This window comes from Enterobacter sp. 50588862, assembly GCF_001462935.1.
GTDB lineage: Bacteria > Pseudomonadota > Gammaproteobacteria > Enterobacterales > Enterobacteriaceae > Enterobacter > Enterobacter bugandensis.
Genome location: NZ_LNHM01000041.1, coordinates 43,195 through 58,206, shown reverse-complemented (window position 1 = coordinate 58,206; position 15,012 = coordinate 43,195). Strand labels below are relative to the sequence as shown.

Annotated in this window: 14 protein-coding genes; 10 read left to right on the top strand and 4 right to left on the bottom strand. The window is 58.7% G+C overall.

The window, feature by feature from the left end:
- Positions 1-18: 18 nt before the first annotated feature.
- On the bottom strand, positions 19-2,007 hold the full coding sequence (tkt, locus tag APT89_RS20945) for a transketolase (protein WP_060573475.1): 1,989 nt from the start codon (positions 2,005-2,007) through the stop codon (positions 19-21).
- 19 nt (positions 2,008-2,026) lie between these two features.
- The gene (tal, locus tag APT89_RS20940) at positions 2,027-2,977 is read right to left on the bottom strand and encodes a transaldolase (protein ID WP_028014009.1); all 951 of its coding nucleotides are present in this window, start codon (positions 2,975-2,977) and stop codon (positions 2,027-2,029) included.
- A gap of 246 nt (positions 2,978-3,223) precedes the next feature.
- Between tal and maeB the strand changes: the two genes are divergently transcribed.
- Positions 3,224-5,503 carry an NADP-dependent oxaloacetate-decarboxylating malate dehydrogenase gene (gene maeB, locus APT89_RS20935; protein WP_028014008.1) on the top strand — a complete coding sequence of 760 codons (2,280 nt, stop codon included), beginning with the start codon at positions 3,224-3,226 and terminating at the stop codon, positions 5,501-5,503.
- Between the two features lie 64 nt (positions 5,504-5,567).
- On the opposite strand, the gene hemF is transcribed toward maeB, so the two are convergent.
- Together hemF and amiA are read right to left on the bottom strand one after the other, a co-directional pair.
- Complete coding sequence (gene hemF / locus APT89_RS20930; protein ID WP_060573473.1) at positions 5,568-6,467, bottom strand: oxygen-dependent coproporphyrinogen oxidase; 900 nt, start codon at positions 6,465-6,467, stop codon at positions 5,568-5,570.
- On the bottom strand, positions 6,467-7,342 hold the full coding sequence (gene amiA / locus APT89_RS20925; RefSeq protein ID WP_060573471.1) for an N-acetylmuramoyl-L-alanine amidase AmiA: 876 nt from the start codon (positions 7,340-7,342) through the stop codon (positions 6,467-6,469). Before amiA ends, hemF begins: the two co-directional genes overlap by 1 nt.
- Before the next feature lie 212 nt (positions 7,343-7,554).
- Here amiA and APT89_RS20920 point away from each other — a divergent pair, with 212 nt between their 5' ends.
- The 9 genes from APT89_RS20920 (at position 7,555) to cysM (ending at position 15,007) form a co-directional block, all read left to right on the top strand.
- Positions 7,555-7,980 carry a GNAT family acetyltransferase gene (locus APT89_RS20920; protein ID WP_003861292.1) on the top strand — a complete coding sequence of 142 codons (426 nt, stop codon included), beginning with the start codon at positions 7,555-7,557 and terminating at the stop codon, positions 7,978-7,980.
- Positions 7,967-8,416 carry a DUF2919 domain-containing protein gene (locus APT89_RS20915; protein ID WP_060573469.1) on the top strand — a complete coding sequence of 150 codons (450 nt, stop codon included), beginning with the start codon at positions 7,967-7,969 and terminating at the stop codon, positions 8,414-8,416. The genes APT89_RS20920 and APT89_RS20915 overlap by 14 nt, the downstream gene beginning before the upstream one ends.
- A gap of 63 nt (positions 8,417-8,479) precedes the next feature.
- Complete coding sequence (locus APT89_RS20910; protein WP_060573467.1) at positions 8,480-9,055, top strand: RpoE-regulated lipoprotein; 576 nt, start codon at positions 8,480-8,482, stop codon at positions 9,053-9,055.
- 92 nt (positions 9,056-9,147) lie between these two features.
- On the top strand, positions 9,148-10,047 hold the full coding sequence (locus APT89_RS20905; RefSeq protein WP_047368060.1) for a Dyp-type peroxidase: 900 nt from the start codon (positions 9,148-9,150) through the stop codon (positions 10,045-10,047).
- Between the two features lie 175 nt (positions 10,048-10,222).
- A complete protein-coding gene (locus APT89_RS20900) occupies positions 10,223-11,236 on the top strand; it encodes a sulfate ABC transporter substrate-binding protein (RefSeq protein ID WP_041908798.1) in 1,014 nt (337 codons plus the stop codon).
- Entirely contained in the window at positions 11,236-12,069 is an 834-nt protein-coding gene (cysT, locus tag APT89_RS20895) for a sulfate/thiosulfate ABC transporter permease CysT (RefSeq protein ID WP_004123378.1), read from the top strand. Before APT89_RS20900 ends, cysT begins: the two co-directional genes overlap by 1 nt.
- On the top strand, positions 12,069-12,944 hold the full coding sequence (gene cysW, locus APT89_RS20890) for a sulfate/thiosulfate ABC transporter permease CysW (protein ID WP_045261151.1): 876 nt from the start codon (positions 12,069-12,071) through the stop codon (positions 12,942-12,944). The genes cysT and cysW overlap by 1 nt, the downstream gene beginning before the upstream one ends.
- Complete coding sequence (gene cysA, locus APT89_RS20885) at positions 12,934-14,028, top strand: sulfate/thiosulfate ABC transporter ATP-binding protein CysA (RefSeq protein ID WP_008501607.1); 1,095 nt, start codon at positions 12,934-12,936, stop codon at positions 14,026-14,028. The genes cysW and cysA overlap by 11 nt, the downstream gene beginning before the upstream one ends.
- Positions 14,029-14,095: 67 nt before the next feature.
- Positions 14,096-15,007, top strand: coding sequence for a cysteine synthase CysM (cysM, locus tag APT89_RS20880; RefSeq protein ID WP_028013998.1), 912 nt, complete (start codon positions 14,096-14,098; stop codon positions 15,005-15,007).
- Positions 15,008-15,012 lie beyond the last annotated feature (5 nt).

Below are 15,012 nucleotides of genomic sequence, written 5' to 3'. Positions count from 1 at the left end.
CCGGATGGCGCTGTCGCACTACAACACGCTCAGCGCTTTCTCCACCACATTCTCAACGGTAAAGCCGAAATACGGGAACAGCTTGTCGGCAGGAGCGGATTCACCGTAACCCCGCATGCCTACAATTGCCCCTTTCAGCCCCACGTACTTATACCAGTAGTCGGCAATACCCGCTTCCACCGCCACGCGCGCCGCAACGCTGGAAGGCAGCACCGATTCCCGATACGCCTCGTCCTGGGCGTCAAAAATATCCGTTGAAGGCAGAGATACCACGCGCACCGCGTGACCTTCGGCGGTCAGCTTCTCCGCCGCTTTCACCGTGATTTCCACCTCGGAACCGGTGGCAATCAGGATCACGTCCGGCTTGCCGCCGCTGTCTTTCAGGATGTACCCGCCACGGGCGATGTGTTTTACCTGCTCCGGTGTGCGCTCGATCTGCGCCAGGTTCTGGCGCGACAGGATCAGCGCCGTGGGCCCGTTATGGCGCTCAACGGCCAGCTTCCAGCCCACCGCGGCTTCGACCTGATCGCACGGACGCCAGGTGCTGAAGTTTGGCGTTAAGCGCAGGCTCGCCAGCTGCTCTACCGCCTGGTGCGTCGGACCATCTTCCCCCAGCCCGATGGAGTCATGGGTGTAGACCATGATCTGCCGGGCCTTCATCAGCGCCGCCATGCGCGCCGCGTTTCGGGCGTACTCGACGAACATCAGGAAGGTGGCAGTGTAGGGCACGAAGCCGCCGTGATGGGCGATGCCGTTAGCAATCGCGGTCATCCCAAACTCGCGCACGCCGTAGTGGATGTAGTTCCCGGCAATGTCTTCCTTCAGGGATTTAGAGCCTGACCAGATGGTCAGGTTGCTTGGCGCCAGATCCGCCGAGCCGCCGAGCAGCTCAGGCAGGAGAGGGCCAATCGCGTTCAGGGTGTTTTGCGATGCCTTACGGGTAGCGATTTTCGCCGGGTTGGACTGCAGATTTTCAATCAGCGCCTGGGTTTTATCGTCCCAGTCTTCCGGCAGGCCGCCGCTCATGCGGCGGGAAAACTCGGCGGCCAGCTCCGGGTGCGCTTTTTTGTAGGCAGCAAATTTTTCGTTCCAGGCCTGCTGCGCTTTTTCACCCGCTTCGCGCGCATCCCATGCTCTGTAGATCTCTTTCGGGATCTCAAACGGCGGATATTTCCAGCCCAGTTTCTGGCGGGTTAACGCCACTTCCTCTTCGCCCAGCGCCGCGCCGTGCGCCTCTTCTTTGCCCGCTTTGTTCGGCGAGCCGAAGCCAATGGTGGTACGGCAGATAATCAGGGACGGTTTGTCCTTCACGCTCTGCGCTTCCTGAATCGCTTTTTTCACCGCTTCCGGATCGTGGCCGTCAATCTCGTGCACCACGTGCCAGTGATAGGCCTCAAAGCGTTTTGCCGTGTCGTCGGTAAACCAGCCCTCGGTTTCCCCGTCGATGGAGATGCCGTTGTGGTCATAGAAGCCAATCAGCTTGCCGAGCCCCAGCGTGCCCGCCAGCGAGCAGACCTCGTGGGAGATCCCTTCCATCAGGCAGCCGTCGCCCATAAAGACGTAGGTGTAGTGATCGACAATCTCGTGGTCGGGCTGGTTGAACTGCGCGGCCAGCGTACGCTCGGCAATTGCCAGGCCGACGGCATTCGCCAGCCCCTGGCCCAGCGGGCCGGTGGTCGTTTCCACGCCCGGCGTATAGCCGATCTCCGGGTGGCCCGGCGTTTTGGAGTGCAGCTGGCGGAAGTTTTTTAACTCCTCAAGCGGCAGGTCATAGCCGGAAAGGTGCAGCAGGCTGTAGAGCAGCATCGAGGCGTGGCCGTTGGAGAGAATAAAACGGTCGCGGTCGTACCAGGTTGGGTCAGTGGGGTTGTGCTTCAGGAAGTCGTTCCACAGCACTTCGGCAATATCGGCCATCCCCATCGGGGCGCCAGGGTGGCCGGAATTGGCTTTTTGTACGGCATCCATGCTGAGGGCGCGAATGGCGTTGGCGAGCTCTTTACGGGACATAGTTCACTCCGTGGCAAGGTTAAAGTTTGGCGGCGAGAAGATCTTCGAGTTTTCGCTGGTCGACGGCGAACTGGCGGATGCCGTCCGCCAGTTTTTCCACGGCCATAGGGTCCTGATTATGCTCCCAGCGGAACTCCGCTTCGGTCATGGCTTTCGGTTTTGGCAGGACGGTAGAGGTCGGCACCAGCTTGCGGATCACCGTTTCGTCGCTCTCCTGCAGCTTTTTCAGCAGGTCAGGGGAGATGGTCAGACGGTCGCACCCTGCGAGCGCGAGGATCTGCTCGGTGCGGCGGAAGCTGGCGCCCATCACGATGGTTTCGTAGCGGTGTTGCTTGTAATAATCGTAGATATTACGCACCGACTTCACTCCCGGATCCTCTTCCACCACGTACGGGTCCATCGGCTGTTTCGCCTGATACCAGTCGTAGATGCGCCCGACAAACGGCGAGATCAGGAATACGCCCGCTTCGGCACAGGCGCGCGCCTGGGCAAAGGAGAACAGCAGCGTCAGGTTGCAGTGGATCCCCTCTTTTTCCAGAACCTCTGCCGCGCGGATGCCTTCCCATGTGGACGCGAGCTTGATCAGAATGCGTGACTTATCGATCCCCTGTTCCTGGTAGAGTTCCACCAGGCGGCGCGCTTTGTTAATACTCTTTTCCTGATCGAATGAGAGGCGGGCATCCACTTCGGTCGACACGCGCCCCGGAATGCTTTTCAGAATTTCCGCACCAAAATTAACCGCCAGCTTGTCGCTGGCTTCAGCAACCTGCTGCTCCTGCGTTTTCCCGCGCTGTTTACCGTAGGCAATCGCGTCGTCAATCAGATGGCTAAAATGGGCAAGCCCCGCCGCTTTCAGAAGCAGCGAAGGGTTGGTGGTCGCGTCCTCTGGCTGATAGTGGCGAATCGACTCGATATCGCCGCTGTCTGCAACCACGGTGGTGAACTGTTTGATGCCGTCTAGCTGGTTCATAAATAATTACTCCTTGGAAATAAAAGAGTTAGATGAGTGCGTTAGTTCACACTTCTGAGAAAATCATGATGGACTTAACAAAAAAGCATAGCAGACGGGGCAGGCATTGCTTTTGAGACGGGTAACATGGCTGTTATAAATTGATAACAATTTTTAATGTGTGATGGTGAGAGTTTGGCAGCCTTCAAAGTTTATGCGCTGCTCAGCGGCGATACTATCTGACCGATACGTAAAAGGAATAACAAGATGGACGATCAGTTAAAACAGAGTGCCCTCGATTTTCACGAGTTCCCTGTCCCCGGTAAAATTCAGGTCTCCCCAACCAAGCCGCTGGCGACCCAGCGCGATCTGGCGCTGGCCTACTCGCCGGGCGTGGCTGCGCCGTGTCTGGAGATCGAAAAAGATCCGCTGGCGGCCTACAAATACACCGCGCGCGGCAACCTTGTCGCCGTTATCTCTAACGGTACGGCGGTGCTGGGCCTGGGCAACATTGGTGCCCTGGCCGGTAAACCGGTGATGGAAGGGAAGGGCGTTCTGTTTAAGAAATTTGCCGGTATCGACGTGTTCGATATCGAAGTGGACGAACTCGATCCCGATAAGTTCATCAACGTGGTGGCCGCGCTGGAGCCGACCTTCGGCGGGATCAACCTGGAAGACATCAAAGCGCCGGAATGTTTCTATATCGAGCAGAAGTTGCGCGAGCGTATGAACATTCCCGTGTTCCATGACGACCAGCACGGCACGGCGATTATCAGTACCGCTGCCATTCTCAACGGCCTGCGCGTGGTGGAGAAAAATCTCTCCGACGTGCGCATGGTGGTCTCCGGTGCGGGCGCGGCGGCCATCGCCTGTATGAACCTGCTGGTGGCGCTGGGCATGCAGAAACACAATATCGTGGTCTGCGACTCTAAGGGCGTGATCTACAAAGACCGTGAGCCGAACATGGCGGAAACCAAAGCGGCGTATGCCGTGGAAGATGACGGCAAGCGCACGCTTGAGGACGTGATTGACGGCGCGGATATCTTCCTCGGCTGTTCAGGCCCGAAAGTGCTGACCCAGGAAATGGTGCAGAAAATGGCGCGCGCGCCGATGATCCTGGCGCTGGCGAACCCGGAACCGGAAATCCTCCCGCCGCTGGCGAAAGCGGTGCGCGAAGACGCCATTATCTGTACCGGCCGTTCGGACTACCCGAACCAGGTGAACAACGTGCTCTGCTTCCCGTTCATCTTCCGCGGGGCGCTGGACGTTGGCGCGACGGCGATCAACGAAGAGATGAAGCTTGCCGCCGTTCACGCCATCGCTGAGCTGGCGCACGCTGAGCAGAGCGAAGTGGTCGCCTCCGCGTACGGGGATCAGGATCTGAGCTTTGGCCCGGACTACATCATTCCAAAACCGTTCGATCCACGCCTGATTGTAAAAATTGCGCCAGCCGTTGCCAAAGCGGCGATGGACTCCGGCGTGGCGACGCGTCCGATTCAGGATTTCGACGCGTACGTCGATAAGCTCACCGAGTTTGTCTACAAAACCAACCTGTTTATGAAGCCGATCTTCTCTCAGGCTCGCGCAGACGCGAAGCGCGTGGTGCTGGCGGAAGGGGAAGAGGCGCGCGTGCTGCACGCCACGCAGGAGCTGATCACCTTAGGGCTGGCGAAGCCGATCCTGATTGGTCGTCCGAGCGTGATCGAGATGCGCATTCAGAAGCTGGGCCTGCAGATCAAGCCGGGCGTGGACTTTGAGATCGTTAACAACGAATCCGATCCGCGCTTCAAGGAGTACTGGAACGAATATTACGCGATCATGAAGCGTCGCGGGATCACCCAGGAACAGGCGCAGCGGGCGGTGATCAGCAATACTACGGTCATCGGCGCGATCATGGTCCATCGCGGCGAGGCGGATGCGCTGATCTGCGGCACCATCGGCGATTACCACGAGCATTTCAGCGTGGTGCAGGAGATCTTCGGCTATCGCGACGGCGTGCACACCGCCGGGGCGATGAACGCGCTGCTGCTGCCGAGCGGCAACACCTTTATTGCCGATACCTACGTGAACGACGATCCAACCCCGGACGAACTGGCGGAGATCACCGTGATGGCCGCCGAGACCGTGCGTCGCTTTGGTATTGAGCCGAAGGTGGCGCTGCTGTCGCACTCAAACTTTGGTTCGTCTAAATCCGCGGCGGCGTGCAAAATGCGCCAGACTCTGGAACTGGTGCGCGAGCGTGCGCCGGAGCTGATGATTGACGGGGAAATGCACGGTGATGCCGCGCTGGTGGAGAGCATCCGCAACGAACGTATGCCGGACAGCCCGCTGAAGGGATCGGCGAACATCCTGATTATGCCGAACGTGGAAGCGGCGCGTATCAGCTACAACCTGCTGCGCGTCTCCAGCTCTGAAGGGGTGACCGTAGGACCGGTGCTGATGGGCGTGGCAAAACCGGTGCACGTGTTAACGCCGATTGCCTCCGTGCGCCGTATCGTGAATATGGTGGCGCTGGCGGTGGTTGAGGCGCAGACGCAGCCGCTGTAAGGGCGCGTTTGCTTACCCGACCTGGGGATTGAGTAGGCCGGATAAGCGCAGCACCATCCGGCAGTTAAATCCAGTCGCGTACTTTAAGGAACTCACTCAAGGCAGCCTCCGGGCTGCCTTCTTTTGGTTCGTAGCTGTACTCCCAGCGCACCAGCGGCGGCATAGACATCAGAATCGACTCCGTGCGTCCGCCGGTCTGCAGGCCGAACAGCGTCCCGCGATCCCACACCAGGTTGAACTCCACATACCGCCCGCGACGATAAAGCTGGAACTCACGCTCGCGCACGCCGTAGTCGGTGTTTTTACGGCGTTCGACAATCGGCAGGTACGCGTCGGTGAACCCTTCGCCCACCGCGCGCATAAAGCTAAATGCCGTATCAAAATCCGGCGTGTTGAGATCGTCAAAGAACAGCCCGCCGATGCCGCGCTGCTCGTCGCGGTGCTTCAGGTAAAAGTAGTCGTCGCACCACTTTTTATATTTCGGGTAAACGTCTTCGCCAAACGGCAGGCAAAGGTTCCGCGCGGTGGTGTGCCAGTGCACGGCATCCTCTTCGAAGCCGTAGTAGGGCGTCATGTCGAAACCGCCGCCAAACCACCAGACCGGATCGGCTCCTGGCTTCTCCGCGATGAAAAAGCGCACGTTGGAGTGGCTGGTCGGAACAAACGGGTTATGCGGGTGGATCACCAGCGAGACGCCCATCGCTTCGAAGCTGCGGCCCGCCAGCTCAGGGCGGTGCGCGGTAGCGGACGCGGGCATGGCGTCGCCGTGAACGTGGGAAAAATTCACGCCCGCCTGTTCGAAGATGCCGCCGTTACGCAGCACGCGGCTGCGCCCGCCGCCGCCCGCTTCGCGCTGCCAGCTATCTTCCTGGAATTCACCGCCGTCTGCGGCGGCCAGTTTCCGGCATATCTCATCCTGCAGCTGCAGCAGGAACGTTTTGACCAGCTGTGCATTAGGTTTCATCAGCGTTTCCTGGAGTGCGCTTTCTGGTTATCGAACCAGTTGAAGTAACTGATAATGCCGGAGGCGATGGCGTTGGCGATCTTCTGGCGAAACGCCGTGGTGCCGAGCAGGCGCTCTTCTTCCGGATTGGTAATAAAGGACGTTTCCACCAGCACGGACGGGATGGACGGTGACTTCAGCACCACAAACGCCGCCTGTTCCGTGCTTTTACTGTGCAGACGGTGCACCGGCTTAATCCGCTTGAGGATATGCGAGCCGAGCGTCAGGCTGTTTTTGATGGTGTCCGTTTGCACGAGATCGAACAGCACCTGCTGCAACAGATGATCTTTATCCGTGGCTTTCTTCCCGGCTACTTCATCCGCCCGGTTTTCGCGATCGGAAAGGTATTTCGCCATAGCGCTACTGGCGCCGCGGTTGGAGAGGGCAAACACCGACGCGCCCGCGGCGGAAGGGTTTGTGAAGCCATCCGCGTGGATCGACATAAACAGGTCGGCGCCGTGCTTGTGGGCAATTTCCACGCGGTCGTACAGCGGAATGAACGTGTCGCCCGTGCGCGTCAGGTGGGCGTCAATGCCGTTGCTGCGTAAAATTGCGCGCACATTTTTTGCAATTGCCAGCACGACGTGTTTCTCTTTCGACCCGTTTCTGCCGATGGCGCCGGTATCAATACCGCCGTGGCCCGGATCGAGCATCACCAGACGCTTTGCGCCCGGCTTTTTGGTTTTCGGTTTGCTGTGTCCGTTACTGGTTTTGAGCGTGCTCTCGTCTTTTGCCTGAGCCTGCTTAGCGATGCCCGTTAACGTTAAGGCCGCCAGCCCCGCTTTGAGAACCTGACGACGCGATGTGAGTGCTTTTAATGGTTTGAATGTGCTCATGCGGCCTGAATACTGAAAAATGGGGTCCTGGTGTTATATCGTATCGTGTTTCCCGTTACGACAGTCCTTATTGAGAATTGTTTTACTTTTCATTTCAATACGTGACAAAGTGACATTATGCCAAATTTTGGCGAGATTTTCCCCGGTTATTGGCTAAACGCCCCGTTCACGCCATAATCACTGTTTTTAAACCCGAAAAGGCGGTTTATACCATGGAGATACGCGTTTTTCGCCAGGAAGATTTCGAAGAGGTGATCACCCTTTGGGAGCGCTGCGATCTGCTGCGTCCGTGGAACGATCCGGAAATGGATATCGAACGTAAGGTGAATCACGACGTTAGCCTGTTTCTGGTCGCGGAAGTGAACGGCGAGGTGGTCGGGACGGTGATGGGCGGGTATGACGGCCACCGCGGCTCGGCCTATTATCTGGGCGTTCACCCGGAATACCGGGCGCGCGGCATCGCCAACGCGCTGCTCAATCGTCTGGAAAAGAAACTCATCGCCCGCGGCTGCCCGAAAATCCAGATCATGGTGCGGGAAGATAACGACGTGGTGCTGGGCATGTATGAGCGTCTGGGCTACGAGCACGCCGACGTGCTGACGCTGGGTAAGCGCCTGATCGAAGATGAAGAGTACTGAGATCCACCCGGCTGACTATGACGTGCAGGGCCGCGTCAGGCTGCCGTTTTTATTCTGGTGCGTTTTGCTCCTCCAGGCCCGTACCTGGGTACTGTTTGTGATGGCCGGTGCGTCGCGCGGGCAGGGCGATACGCTGCTGAATCTCTTTTATCCCGACCACGATGCCTTCTGGCTCGGCTTACTGCCGGGCGTACCGGCGGTGGTGGCTTTTTTGTGCAGCGGTCGACGGCATGTAATCCCGCGTCTGTGGCGTGCGCTTCGCTGGCTGCTGATCCTCGCCCAGATTGCGCTGCTGTTCTGGCAACCCGTGCTCTGGTGGCTGGGTGAACCGCTTTCCGGTATCGGCATCGCGCTGGTGGTGGCGGATATTGTGGCGCTGATGTGGCTGCTGACGAATCCCCGCTTACGCGCCTGTTTTACGCAAGAGTCAGATTAGCGCGGCACTTTTTGTCGATGCCGCACTCCAACAAGCGTTGATTTAATTAGAAAGGACGTTTCAATGAAATCGCTGCGTTTACTTTTATGCGCTCTCCCGCTGGCGTTAACCGGCTGTTCGACGCTCTCCTCCATTAACTGGTCCGCCGCGTATCCGTGGAACTGGTTTGGCTCTTCCACCGAAGTGACCGAGCAGGGCGTAGGAAAAATTACCGCGTCGACCGCGCTCGATCAGGACGCCATTCAGGATGCCCTGAGCAGTGACTATCGCCTGCGTAGCGGGATGAAAACCGAGAATGGCAACATTGTGCGTTACTTTGAAGCGTTGAAGGGCGACAAGCTGGCGCTGGTGATTAACGGTGATAAAGGGACGGTGGACCGCATTGCCGTGCTGGACGAAGATATTCCGACCGCCAGCGGCGTAAAGGTGGGCACTCCGTTTAGCGATCTTTATAAACAGGCCTTTGGCAACTGCAGCAGCGCCCCTTCAGACGATGGCGTGGCGGTGGAATGTAAGGCGGAAGGCAGCCAGCACATCAGCTATGTCTTCACCGGAACCTGGAGCGGTCCGGAAGGATTGATGCCCTCTGACGACACGCTGAAGAGCTGGAAAGTGAGCAAAATACTCTGGAAGCAGTAATTTGCGCCTGAACAAACCGCCTCGCTGAAATCCGGGTATAATAGCCGCCATCAATGCCACGCTGACGTGGCATCTTTATTTCAGGAGGAGCGATGTCTCAGGTTCAGAGTGGCATTTTGCCAGAACATTGCCGCGCGGCGATTTGGATTGAAGCCAATGTTAAAGGGGACGTGGATGCCCTGCGCGCGGCCAGCAAAGTTTTCGTTGATAAACTGGCCACCTTCCAGGCCAAATTCCCGGACGCCCATCTGGGTGCCGTTGTCGCTTTCGGCAATAACGTCTGGCGTCAGCTGAGCGGCGGCGAAGGCGCGGAAGAGCTGAAGGACTTTATCCCTTACGGCAAAGGCCTGGCGCCAGCCACCCAATACGACGTGCTGATCCACATCCTCTCTCTGCGCCACGACGTGAACTTCTCCGTTGCTCAGGCGGCGGTTGAAGCGTTTGGCGACAGCATCGACGTGCAGGAAGAGGTTCACGGCTTCCGCTGGGTGGAAGAGCGCGATCTGAGCGGCTTCGTTGACGGCACCGAAAACCCGGCGGGTGAAGAGGTTCGTCGCGACGTGGCGGTCATCAAAGACGGCGTGGACGCGGGCGGCAGCTACGTGTTCGTCCAGCGCTGGGAGCACAACCTCAAGCAGCTTAACCGCATGAGCGTGCACGACCAGGAGATGATGATTGGCCGCACCAAAGAAGCCAACGAAGAGATCGACGGCGATGCGCGCCCGGTGACCTCGCACCTGTCCCGCGTTGACCTTAAGGAAGACGGTAAGGGGCTCAAAATTGTTCGTCAGAGCCTGCCGTACGGCACGGCAAGCGGCACGCACGGCCTCTACTTCTGCGCCTACTGCGCGCGGCTGCACAATATTGAGCAACAGCTGCTGAGCATGTTCGGTGACACTGACGGCAAGCGCGACGCCATGCTGCGCTTCACCCGCCCGGTAACCGGCGGCTACTATTTTGCGCCGTCCGTTGAGCGCCTGCTGGCGCTGTAAAACGCTCCCCATACGTAGGCCGGGTAAGCGTTAGCGCCACCCGGCAATTTTCCCCGCACCCTTATTCCCTTTTCTGCTTGTAAATCACCAAACGGTATATAAAACCGTTACTCCTTTCATCCCCGTTATAAATATTATGACTATAAGATAGTCATCACATTTATAAGGGTGCGCAATGGCCGTTACTGTACTGAAAAAAGGAACTCTGGCGCTGGCAGGTTTACTGCTGGTGGCCCAGGCGCAGGCGACCGAGCTGCTGAACAGCTCGTATGATGTCTCCCGCGAGCTGTTTGCCGCCCTTAACCCACCGTTCGAGCAGCAGTGGGCGAAAGAAAACAATGGCGATAAGCTGACCATCAAGCAGTCCCACGCCGGTTCATCCAAGCAGGCGCTGGCGATTTTGCAGGGGCTGAAAGCAGACGTCGTGACCTACAACCAGGTGACTGACGTGCAGATCCTGCACGACAAGGGCAAGCTGATCCCGGCTGACTGGCAGAGCCGCTTGCCGAACAATAGCTCGCCGTTCTACTCCACCATGGGCTTCCTGGTGCGTAAGGGCAACCCGAAGAACATCCACGACTGGAGCGACCTGGTGCGTTCCGACGTGAAGCTGATTTTCCCGAACCCAAAAACTTCAGGTAACGCGCGCTACACCTATTTAGCCGCGTGGGGCGCGGCGGACAAGGCTGACGGTAAGGATAAAGCGAAGACCGAGCAGTTCATGACCCAGTTCCTGAAAAACGTCGAAGTGTTTGATACCGGCGGCCGCGGCGCGACCACGACCTTCGCCGAGCGTGGTCTGGGCGACGTGCTGATCAGCTTCGAATCCGAAGTGAACAACATTCGCAAGCAGTACGAAGCGCAGGGCTTCGAGGTGGTTATTCCGAAAACCAACATCCTGGCCGAGTTCCCGGTGGCGTGGGTGGATAAAAACGTGCAGGCGAACGGCACCGAGAAAGCGGCAAAAGCCTATCTCAATTACCTGTACAGCCCGCAGGCGCAGACCATCATTACCGACTACTACTACCGCGTGAACAATCCGGACGTGATGAACAAGCTGAAAGATAAATTCCCGCAGACCGCGCTGTTCCGCGTGGAAGATCATTTCGGCTCATGGCCTGAGGTGATGAAAACGCACTTTGCCAGCGGCGGTGAGTTAGACAAACTGCTGGCGGCGGGGCGTAAGTAATGTTTGCAGTCTCGACAAAACGCGTGCTGCCGGGCTTTACCTTAAGCCTCGGGACCAGCCTGCTGTTCGTCTGCCTGATCCTGCTGTTGCCGCTCAGCGCGCTGGTGATGCAGCTTGCTCAGATGAGCTGGGCGCAGTACTGGGACGTGGTCACCAACCCGCAGGTGGTGGCGGCCTATAAGGTGACGCTGCTGTCGGCGTTTGTTGCCTCCATTTTTAACGGCGTGTTTGGCCTGCTGATGGCGTGGATCTTAACCCGCTATCGCTTCCCGGGCCGTACGCTGCTTGATGCCCTGATGGATCTGCCGTTTGCGCTGCCGACGGCGGTTGCGGGCTTAACCCTCGCGTCGCTCTTCTCCGTGAACGGGCTGTACGGCGAGTGGCTGGCGAAATTTGACATCAAGGTGACCTATACCTGGCTCGGGATCGCGGTGGCGATGGCCTTTACCAGCATCCCGTTTGTGGTGCGTACCGTGCAGCCGGTACTGGAAGAGCTGGGTCCGGAATACGAAGAAGCGGCGGAAACGCTGGGCGCCACGCGCTGGCAGAGCTTCCGTAAAGTGGTTCTGCCGGAGCTCTCTCCGGCGCTGATGGCGGGCGTCGCGCTGTCGTTTACCCGCAGTCTGGGTGAGTTCGGCGCGGTGATTTTTATCGCCGGGAACATCGCCTGGAAAACGGAAGTCACCTCGCTGATGATTTTCATCCGCCTGCAGGAGTTTGATTATCCGGCGGCGAGCGCGATTGCCTCGGTGATTCTGGCGGCCTCGCTGCTGCTGCTGTATTCGATTAACACTCTGCAAAGTCGCTTTGGTCGACGTGTGGTAGGTCACTGATGGCGGAAGTTACGCAATTGAAGCGATACGATGCGCCCCGCATCAACTGGGGTAAATGGTTTCTGATTGGCGTGGGCGTGCTGGTGTCCGCCCTCATTCTCGTCGTGCCGACGGTTTATATCTTCGTCCAGGCGTTCAGCAAGGGGCTGATGCCCGCGCTGGAGAACCTGGCGAACCCGGACATGCTGCACGCCATCTGGCTGACGGTGCTGATTGCCCTGATCACCGTGCCGGTGAACCTGGTCTTCGGTACGCTGCTGGCCTGGCTGGTGACGCGCTTTAACTTCCCGGGACGTCAGCTGCTACTGACCCTGCTGGATATTCCGTTTGCCGTGTCGCCTGTTGTTGCCGGTCTGGTTTACCTGCTCTTTTACGGCTCCAACGGCCCGCTGGGCGGCTGGCTGGATGAACATAACCTGCAGATCATGTTCGCCTGGCCGGGCATGGTGCTGGTGACCATCTTCGTGACCTGCCCGTTCGTGGTGCGTGAGCTGGTGCCGGTGATGTTAAGCCAGGGCAGCAATGAAGACGAAGCGGCCGTTCTGCTTGGCGCATCCGGCTGGCAGATGTTCCGCCGCGTGACGCTGCCGAACATCCGCTGGGCGCTGCTTTACGGCGTGGTGCTGACCAACGCCCGTGCGATTGGTGAGTTTGGTGCGGTGTCGGTGGTATCCGGCTCGATTCGCGGTGAAACGCTGTCGCTGCCGCTGCAGATTGAATTACTGGAACAGGACTACAACACCGTCGGTTCCTTTACTGCCGCAGCGTTGCTGACGCTGATGGCGATTTTGACCCTGTTTTTGAAGAGTGTGGTGCAGTGGCGTTTAGAGAATCAGGAAAAACGTCAGCATCAGGAGGGAAATCATGAGCATTGAGATTGCCAATATTAAGAAGTCTTTTGGACGCACCCAGGTGCTGAATGATATCTCACTGGATATCCCTTCCGGACAAATGGTCGCGCTGCTGGGGCCGTCTGGCTCGGGCAAAACGACGCTGCTGCGGATTATCGCCGGGCTTGAGCATCAGACCAGCGGGCACATCCGCTTCCACGGCACCGACGTGAGCCGCCTGCACGCCCGCGATCGTAAAGTGGGTTTTGTCTTCCAGCATTACGCGCTGTTCCGCCACATGACCGTTTTCGACAATATCGCCTTTGGCCTGACGGTGCTGCCGCGTCGTGAACGCCCGGATGCAGCAACCATTAAGGCGAAAGTAACCAAACTGCTGGAGATGGTGCAGCTGGCGCATCTGGCGGACCGTTTCCCGGCGCAGCTTTCCGGCGGGCAGAAGCAGCGCGTGGCGCTGGCGCGCGCGCTGGCCGTTGAGCCGCAAATACTGCTGCTGGATGAACCCTTCGGCGCGCTGGATGCGCAGGTGCGCAAAGAGCTGCGTCGCTGGCTGCGCCAGCTGCATGAAGAGCTGAAATTCACCAGCGTCTTCGTGACCCACGATCAGGAAGAGGCGATGGAAGTCGCGGACCGCGTGGTGGTCATGAGCCAGGGCAACATCGAGCAGGTTGACGAGCCGGAACAGCTCTGGCGCGAGCCGGCGACCCGCTTCGTGCTGGAGTTTATGGGCGAGGTGAACCGACTGCAGGGCACCATTCGCGGCGGTCAGTTCCACGTCGGCGCGCACCGCTGGCCGCTGGGCTACACCTCCGCGCATCAGGGGCCGGTCGATCTGTTCCTGCGCCCGTGGGAAGTGGACGTCAGCCGCCGCACCAGCCTGGATTCCCCGCTGCCGGTGCAGGTGCTGGAAGCTAGCCCTAAAGGACACTACACCCAATTGGTGGTACAGCCGCTGGGCTGGTATACCGAGCCGCTGACCGTGGTCATGCGCGACGACGTCCCGCCGCACCGGGGTGAGCGCCTGTTTGTCGGGCTGCAGCATGCGCGCATCTATCACGGTAAGGAGCGCATTGAGACGCGCGAGGATATTGCTCTGGCGGAGTCAGCCTGATAGGTTATTGAGTATGTTTTTCGCCCGGTGGCGTGATGCTTACCGGGCTTTTTATTGAGTAAAAATCGTGAATACACTCGAACACACCATCGGCAACACCCCTCTGGTCAAGCTTCAGCGCATGGGATGTGCCAACGGCAGCGAAATCTGGGTCAAACTCGAAGGCAACAACCCGGCAGGGTCGGTGAAAGACCGTGCGGCGCTGTCGATGATTGTCCAGGCCGAGAAACGCGGTGAAATTAAGCCAGGTGATGTGCTGATTGAAGCCACCAGCGGCAACACCGGTATCGCGCTCGCAATGATTGCGGCGCTGAAAGGCTACCGCATGAAGCTGCTGATGCCGGACAACATGAGCCAGGAGCGCCGCGCCGCGATGCGTGCCTACGGGGCCGAGCTGATTCTGGTAACCAAAGAGCAGGGGATGGAAGGGGCGCGAGACTTAGCGTTAGCGATGGCCGAGCGCGGCGAAGGTAAACTGCTCGATCAGTTCAATAACCCGGACAACCCGTACGCGCACTACACCACCACCGGGCCGGAAATCTGGCAGCAAACCGGCGGGCGCATCACCCATTTTGTCTCTAGCATGGGCACTACCGGCACCATTACCGGCGTGTCCCGTTTTTTGCGCGAGCAGGAGAAACCGGTCACCATTGTTGGTCTGCAGCCAGAAGAGGGGAGCAGTATTCCGGGCATTCGCCGCTGGCCTGCGGAGTATATGCCAGGCATCTTTAATGCGCAGCTGGTGGATCGGGTGCTGGATATTCATCAGCGCGAGGCGGAGAATACCATGCGTGAACTGGCCGTGCGTGAAGGCATCTTCTGCGGGGTCAGCTCGGGGGGCGCGGTAGCGGGGGCGTTGCGCGTGGCGCAGGCAAATCCCGGTGCGGTCGTGGTGGCGATTATCTGCGATCGCGGCGATCGCTATTTGTCTACCGGCGTCTTTGGTGAAGAGAGTTATTCGCAGGGGGCGGGGATTTAAGCGTC

Excerpts from the sequence above, each read along its gene's own strand:
- APT89_RS20910 (WP_060573467.1), top strand. The coding sequence starts at position 8,480 with ATGAAATCGCTGCGTTTACTTTTATGCGCTCTCCCGCTGGCGTTAACC.
- maeB (WP_028014008.1), top strand. The coding sequence starts at position 3,224 with ATGGACGATCAGTTAAAACAGAGTGCCCTCGATTTTCACGAGTTCCCT.
- APT89_RS20900 (WP_041908798.1), top strand. The coding sequence starts at position 10,223 with ATGGCCGTTACTGTACTGAAAAAAGGAACTCTGGCGCTGGCAGGTTTA.
- APT89_RS20915 (WP_060573469.1), top strand. The coding sequence starts at position 7,967 with ATGAAGAGTACTGAGATCCACCCGGCTGACTATGACGTGCAGGGCCGC.
- APT89_RS20920 (WP_003861292.1), top strand. The coding sequence starts at position 7,555 with ATGGAGATACGCGTTTTTCGCCAGGAAGATTTCGAAGAGGTGATCACC.
- tkt (WP_060573475.1), bottom strand. The coding sequence starts at position 2,007 with ATGTCCCGTAAAGAGCTCGCCAACGCCATTCGCGCCCTCAGCATGGAT.
- APT89_RS20905 (WP_047368060.1), top strand. The coding sequence starts at position 9,148 with ATGTCTCAGGTTCAGAGTGGCATTTTGCCAGAACATTGCCGCGCGGCG.
- cysW (WP_045261151.1), top strand. The coding sequence starts at position 12,069 with ATGGCGGAAGTTACGCAATTGAAGCGATACGATGCGCCCCGCATCAAC.
- cysT (WP_004123378.1), top strand. The coding sequence starts at position 11,236 with ATGTTTGCAGTCTCGACAAAACGCGTGCTGCCGGGCTTTACCTTAAGC.
- cysA (WP_008501607.1), top strand. The coding sequence starts at position 12,934 with ATGAGCATTGAGATTGCCAATATTAAGAAGTCTTTTGGACGCACCCAG.
- amiA (WP_060573471.1), bottom strand. The coding sequence starts at position 7,342 with ATGAGCACATTCAAACCATTAAAAGCACTCACATCGCGTCGTCAGGTT.
- hemF (WP_060573473.1), bottom strand. The coding sequence starts at position 6,467 with ATGAAACCTAATGCACAGCTGGTCAAAACGTTCCTGCTGCAGCTGCAG.
- tal (WP_028014009.1), bottom strand. The coding sequence starts at position 2,977 with ATGAACCAGCTAGACGGCATCAAACAGTTCACCACCGTGGTTGCAGAC.